General features: G+C 54.6%; 7 protein-coding genes and 1 pseudogene. All 8 read right to left on the reverse strand.

Going from position 1 to position 5,010, the window contains the following annotated elements:
- Positions 1-230: 230 nt before the first annotated feature.
- On the reverse strand, positions 231-512 hold the full coding sequence (locus VSS37_RS00005) for a hypothetical protein (RefSeq protein ID WP_324692543.1): 282 nt from the start codon (positions 510-512) through the stop codon (positions 231-233).
- Entirely contained in the window at positions 497-1,060 is a 564-nt protein-coding gene (locus tag VSS37_RS00010; RefSeq protein ID WP_324692544.1) for a hypothetical protein, read from the reverse strand. Before VSS37_RS00010 ends, VSS37_RS00005 begins: the two co-directional genes overlap by 16 nt.
- A complete protein-coding gene (locus tag VSS37_RS00015; protein WP_324692545.1) occupies positions 1,060-2,505 on the reverse strand; it encodes a YfjI family protein in 1,446 nt (481 codons plus the stop codon). Before VSS37_RS00015 ends, VSS37_RS00010 begins: the two co-directional genes overlap by 1 nt.
- A 106-nt stretch (positions 2,506-2,611) precedes the next feature.
- On the reverse strand, positions 2,612-3,205 hold the full coding sequence (locus VSS37_RS00020) for a primase-helicase zinc-binding domain-containing protein (RefSeq protein WP_324692546.1): 594 nt from the start codon (positions 3,203-3,205) through the stop codon (positions 2,612-2,614).
- The gene (locus tag VSS37_RS00025) at positions 3,198-3,593 is read right to left on the reverse strand and encodes a hypothetical protein (protein ID WP_324692548.1); all 396 of its coding nucleotides are present in this window, start codon (positions 3,591-3,593) and stop codon (positions 3,198-3,200) included. Before VSS37_RS00025 ends, VSS37_RS00020 begins: the two co-directional genes overlap by 8 nt.
- Positions 3,594-3,683: 90 nt before the next feature.
- Positions 3,684-3,884: a helix-turn-helix transcriptional regulator gene (locus VSS37_RS00030; protein ID WP_324692549.1), complete on the reverse strand. Its 201-nt coding sequence runs from the start codon at positions 3,882-3,884 to the stop codon at positions 3,684-3,686.
- Positions 3,885-4,140: 256 nt separating this feature from the next.
- Entirely contained in the window at positions 4,141-4,344 is a 204-nt protein-coding gene (locus VSS37_RS00035) for a hypothetical protein (RefSeq protein WP_324692550.1), read from the reverse strand.
- 61 nt (positions 4,345-4,405) lie between these two features.
- A pseudogene (locus VSS37_RS00040) lies at positions 4,406-5,010 on the reverse strand (hypothetical protein); the annotation flags it as partial.

Consider the following 5,010-nt stretch of genomic DNA (forward strand, 5'->3'; position numbering starts at 1 on the left):
AGCATCTGACTTTTAATCAGGTGGTCGTGCGTTCGAGTCGCACATGTCCCACCATACAAAACAAAGGGTTGCATTCTTTCGGATGCAACCCTTTTTCATTTCTGGCGTTTACGGTACGGTTCACGGTACGGTTTAGCCCATTTGACCCCCTGTTTTGCCATGTCCTAGGGTTTGCCCTAATCCGGTTAATGCAGGCATAAAAAAGCCGGGTAGGTTCCCGGCTCTCTGTGTTATGCCGCCTTACCCTGCGGTGGCGTCCATAGCTGTTGCGTCGGCTTGTGCTGCCGTCGTTCCGCCAGTTCAGCAAACAGGCGGTTGATTGTCTGGCGTCGCTCACCAGTAGCAGGAATCAGCCATTCACTATCCAGCCGCCCATACCTGAGGAACTGCAAGGCGTCACCATGGCGCGTTACCTGCACATCATCGCCAGCCCATACGTGCCAGACGCCGCCCACACTCTTGGACACCTCCATTTCGCGGACAATGGCGAGTGGTATCATTTGCTTGCACATGGTTTCCCCCTGAATGCGGTCACGTTGCTGTCAAGCGGGTTGTAGTCGCTGCACCAGCGCCATTGAGGCGAACTCTGGCGCTCGACACTGCCCCAAGGTGTAACCCGTTTGTGTTTGCACCGATCCTGCTGGCAGTCAGTACAGCGCACCATGCCCGCCGGTATTTCACCCCGTTGGGGTTGTGGCCTGCCCATGGCGTAGAACTCGCAAGCCTGCCGGATACCTGCTATGGATACCGCCCCACCCCCGAAGTCTTCAAGGTCATCAGCGAAGATAACCTCCAATTCATTCAATTGGATTGGCAGGCCAGCCGCCGCCGCTTCCAGCCGTTTCAGCCCTACATTTTTCAGGTCTGTATGTTTGTGACAGTGATTTTTGTGATTTTGTGATTCCTTGCAGGTATTTCCTTTATTTTCAATAGCTTGATTAATCACATCGGTTGTGATTTCTGGATGTGATTTTGTGATTCCTGTGATTTCTGGACGTGATTTTGTGATTTCCGGCCTGTTTTGGCTCAAATCAAGGGTAAGCCAGTCTCGAAGCGCCATTATTTCACCTCCATCAACAATGCCGGGTTTATCTCGATTACTGCGGTTTTACCCTCTTTCACTTGGCGTACACGGTTCGCACGTTCCAAGGCATCCATAGCCTTGTTGAACTTATCGGCCTTGCGTAGCGTGTACCGCATGGCGTGATTTCTGCTGAATGCATTGCTGCCGGTCGCCTTACATTCGGCAATTAGCCAGCTATCCAGCTTTACGGCGTCAAGGTCTTCCACTGGCAAGGCAATCTCACCAAAGAATCGCCGCGCCTCGTACAGATACCAGCTTGCCAACTTGCAAGCCGCCGTCATGGTTTCGCCGCTGATTGCGTCCATGACATGCCCGCCGTTGAACAGGTGTAGCAGGCCAGCCAGCCGCGCCGCGTTGTCTGCCGATTTGCTGGCAATATCCTTTGCTTCTTCCATGTCGCCGCCCCGTGCTGATGCTTCCTCTACACTGTTGAAGTAGGCAACCCATGTTTTCAGGGCGTCAGGCGACAGTGACAAGGTGGGCAGGTTGCCCAGTTTGCCCGCCTTGGCGTTCTGGTAGTGCTGTTCAAGGATTTCATGCAGGCGGGCATAGAACAGGTTAAGTTGGTTCTTGCTGTGTACCCCGCCCCGCGCCTCTTCCTCGCTGATGAACCGCGTTCCAATGGTGGATTCAGGCCACGACAGCAGGAAGCGGGCAAAGAAGCCGGAACCACGCGCCGCCGCGCCGTTCTGTTCGTGGTACTTGCGGATAATCTCCGGTTGCACGGCAAGCCCGACACTCAGCCGCGCCCCGGATACCGTGAAGCTTTCGGATGTCCTGCGGGTAATCTTGATTTGCCCGCCTTCCCATAGCTTATTCAGCGTCGCAAGGTTCTTTGCGATGTTGTCCGACTTCATGCCATGCCCGCCAAACACCACACCCGCCTCACTGGACAACACGCCACCAGCAGGCCACTTGTTCACAAGGTCAAAAGCCACGGCTTCCGGGGTGGTGTCTTCCATTAACATATCAGGGGAGTAAACTTTTTCCGGCTCTTCCCGTTCCAGCAAAATCAGGCGTTTATGCGCCACTTCAACGGCTTCACTGTCGCCCTTTTTGCTGGCCTCTTCGATTCGCCGTTCAAGGCCGCGCTTTTCCGCTTCCCATCGCGTCATGTCAGCCCTGTACTTTTTCAGTTCCGGCTCTATTTCCTCCACTTTTGCCGCGCACCACTTGTTCAGGACTTCGGAAAAAAAGTTGTCAGCCGATGTTTTCCGCTCGCCCGACATGCCGATAATGATTGAATACAGGCTTAATGGTGATGGGTTGGCAAGGTCTGCATGTGGCTTGATGTTTGCCACTCCCTGTCCAGCCACTGCCAGCACGGACAAGGCGGAATTGACCGCCAGCGCCACCGGACATTTCACGATCCCCACCACTTCACGGATTGCGCCGCCGATAATGCCGGGTAGCGCATCCATTGGAAATGGTGTTGCGCTTGTCTGTTCTGTCAGAGGTTCAGGATCAGGCCAATCGCTTTCCAATGGATGCGCTACACATGGCTTGTATTCTGCCCATGATTCAAATTTATGCTGCGCGGTCATAATCAACCCCCTGTTTTCCTGCGTAATTTTCCAGAATTGCCGCGTTAAGCTCTTGAGCGGCTTCGATTTCGCCTGTTGTTGGCGAAACAGTCACGACGCCATTAACCGCCCGCTGTAGGTGCTGGCGGTGCTTGATGCTGTCTATCAGGTTTTCAAGCATTGCCAACAAGTTGCTGTCGGTTCGGGCTTGCTCTTCTTTTGCGCGTGCCGCCGCTTCCAGCTTCGCGGATTGTTCCGCCGCCTTGCGCTTGATCTGCTGGCGCTCAAAGTCGCTGGCATGGGTCAGCCCCAAGTGATCGGCTACCGCCCGCAATGACTCTGCCAGCGTCCAGCCTTGGACGTGTGCCAGCAGTGCAAAGCCGTCGCCCTGCTGGAAGTCGCCCCCGCCACCACAAATCCAGCGCCCGGACTGCTGGTAATCCTTGTCAAGGCGGAAACGATCCTTGCCGCCACATCCGGGACATGCGGTGTGCTTGGTGGTATTTGGGATGGAGACGCCTAGCGCCCGATGGATGGTTTCCCAGCGCCCCGCCGCTGCCGTGCGAACGTCGGCAAAGCCAAGTCTGTTGTTATCCATGACTTTCGACCCCCGCAAGCTGCTTTATTGCCCGCTCTGCGACTCTTCCCGCCAGCAGGCTTACCGCTGTAATAATGACGATACGCCCGTCGATTGCTTTTGCTGCGTCAGGGGTTGCCCGCTCTGCAACCAGCGCCCGTAGCGTGTAGATTGCTTGCTCAGATATGCGCGTTTCGATATTGCCAGCCAGATTAATACTGGCAAGCTGTTCATCGCAGCGCCCGTCCTGTCGCGGGGTGATCATGATAAGCGCAGACAGATTGCTTTTGCGCACGTCGCACTTGATAAGCCCGGACGTTTCCAGCCAGTCAGCAAGGCTAATGGCTGCGTGATAGTGATTCTTGCCTTTGTCGGCGTCGAATGAGACAATATTGTTGTCAGTTTTCATTTCTCAGTATCCTTTTGAAAATTGATAATCACACTAGAAAGATCAGAAGCCTGCCGGGATTGCGCCCCGGTGGGCTTTTTACTTTGTGGGTCATGCTGCTGGCCTTGTCTGGATATATTCCATGATCTCGCTCCGCAGCCAGCGCACGGAACGCGCCCCGAATACGCGCCGTTTCGGGAACTCCCCCGCCGCTTCCAGTTCACGGATACGGGATTTTTTCAAACCCACGATCTGCTCTACTTCGCGTTCTTTCAATGCACGTTCCGGGAAATCAATTGCTGTATCAGCCATGTTAAAACTCTCTTGGTTAAGTTAATGCACGGCTTTTGCAGGATTGCGAGGCCGTGCGAATACAACACATCCGCCAAAATGGCGGGTCGGTTCTCCGTGTGTGTGTGTATTGCTGCGGCTTCACATTCAGTTCCATGGATGGGGATTGTTGCCTGTGAGGCGTTGGCGGGAGGATGGTTGTTTGTTTATTTCCATCCATTTTTAGATGGTATAGCACGGATGGCGCTCCGTCAACTTTCCCTTTAAAATGAGACATTTAAGTCTCATTGGCAGTAATCCGCCCTGCCCGCAAACCGCGTATCAATGCGCTGATTTCGGTGTGTGTAACGTCGGCTGGCACGGTAGCCGTGCTATAACCAATCTCGTCAAGTTCCGCCTGTAAATCAGCCTCGCTTTTATCGGTTGTCCAGTCTGATGGAGTCCAGTAATACACCTCAATTGTTTTAACTTTGCCTGCCATGTTTTAAATCTCAATTGGTTTAAGGTGGGCAGAGGGTTTTAACCCCCCTGCCCTGTTTGGTTTAAGCCGCCAGCAGGTATTTAGGCTGGCGGTTGCCGGGTTGATATTTCGGGTTTGGTTTCAGGACACCATCGTTTGCGGCGCGGTCTTGCCAGTTCAGCCAGATGCGCCCCATTTCCTGCACGGCCAAAACTGTTTTATCGCCATGCGTGAAAGTGGCCTGACTGATAAAGCGTTTCGCATCACGCGCCCCCGCTGTAATCGCCTTGGCTGATACCTGACCAATCCACTCAGGATATAAATCAGCTTCGACTTGCCGCGCCGCTGCTGTCAGTTCCGGCTGTGCGTGCACAGTCTCTTGCTGTGCGTCTGTGCGTGGCTGTTCTGACTGTGCGTGCACAGTCGTTACAGGCTGTTCCGGCTGTGCGTGGCTGGCTGTGCGTCCCTGTTCCGGCTGTGCGTCTGTGCGTGACTGTGCGTGCACAGCAGAAGGGCGGGTCTGTGCGTGCTGTGCGTGCACAGCGGAAGGGGTAGTGTGCGCCAGATGGATTACCAGCTTGTCAGCAATCCGGTTTAGCATGTCATCACCCAATGGGGCAGGGTGAGGGATCGCCGCAAAACTGTCGAACACCGCCGCCCGGATCGTCTCAGGGCTGTTTGCTCCAC

Source organism: Candidatus Thiothrix phosphatis (assembly GCF_035668035.1).
Classification (GTDB): Bacteria; Pseudomonadota; Gammaproteobacteria; order Thiotrichales; family Thiotrichaceae; genus Thiothrix; species Thiothrix phosphatis.

What these genes read in the sequence shown, in the direction of transcription:
- VSS37_RS00005 (WP_324692543.1), bottom strand. Translation starts at nt 512, where the DNA reads ATGTGCAAGCAAATGATACCACTCGCCATTGTCCGCGAAATGGAGGTG.
- VSS37_RS00010 (WP_324692544.1), bottom strand. Translation starts at nt 1,060, where the DNA reads ATGGCGCTTCGAGACTGGCTTACCCTTGATTTGAGCCAAAACAGGCCG.
- VSS37_RS00015 (WP_324692545.1), bottom strand. Translation starts at nt 2,505, where the DNA reads ATGGATGCGCTACCCGGCATTATCGGCGGCGCAATCCGTGAAGTGGTG.
- VSS37_RS00020 (WP_324692546.1), bottom strand. Translation starts at nt 3,205, where the DNA reads ATGGATAACAACAGACTTGGCTTTGCCGACGTTCGCACGGCAGCGGCG.
- VSS37_RS00025 (WP_324692548.1), bottom strand. Translation starts at nt 3,593, where the DNA reads ATGAAAACTGACAACAATATTGTCTCATTCGACGCCGACAAAGGCAAG.
- VSS37_RS00030 (WP_324692549.1), bottom strand. Translation starts at nt 3,884, where the DNA reads ATGGCTGATACAGCAATTGATTTCCCGGAACGTGCATTGAAAGAACGC.
- VSS37_RS00035 (WP_324692550.1), bottom strand. Translation starts at nt 4,344, where the DNA reads ATGGCAGGCAAAGTTAAAACAATTGAGGTGTATTACTGGACTCCATCA.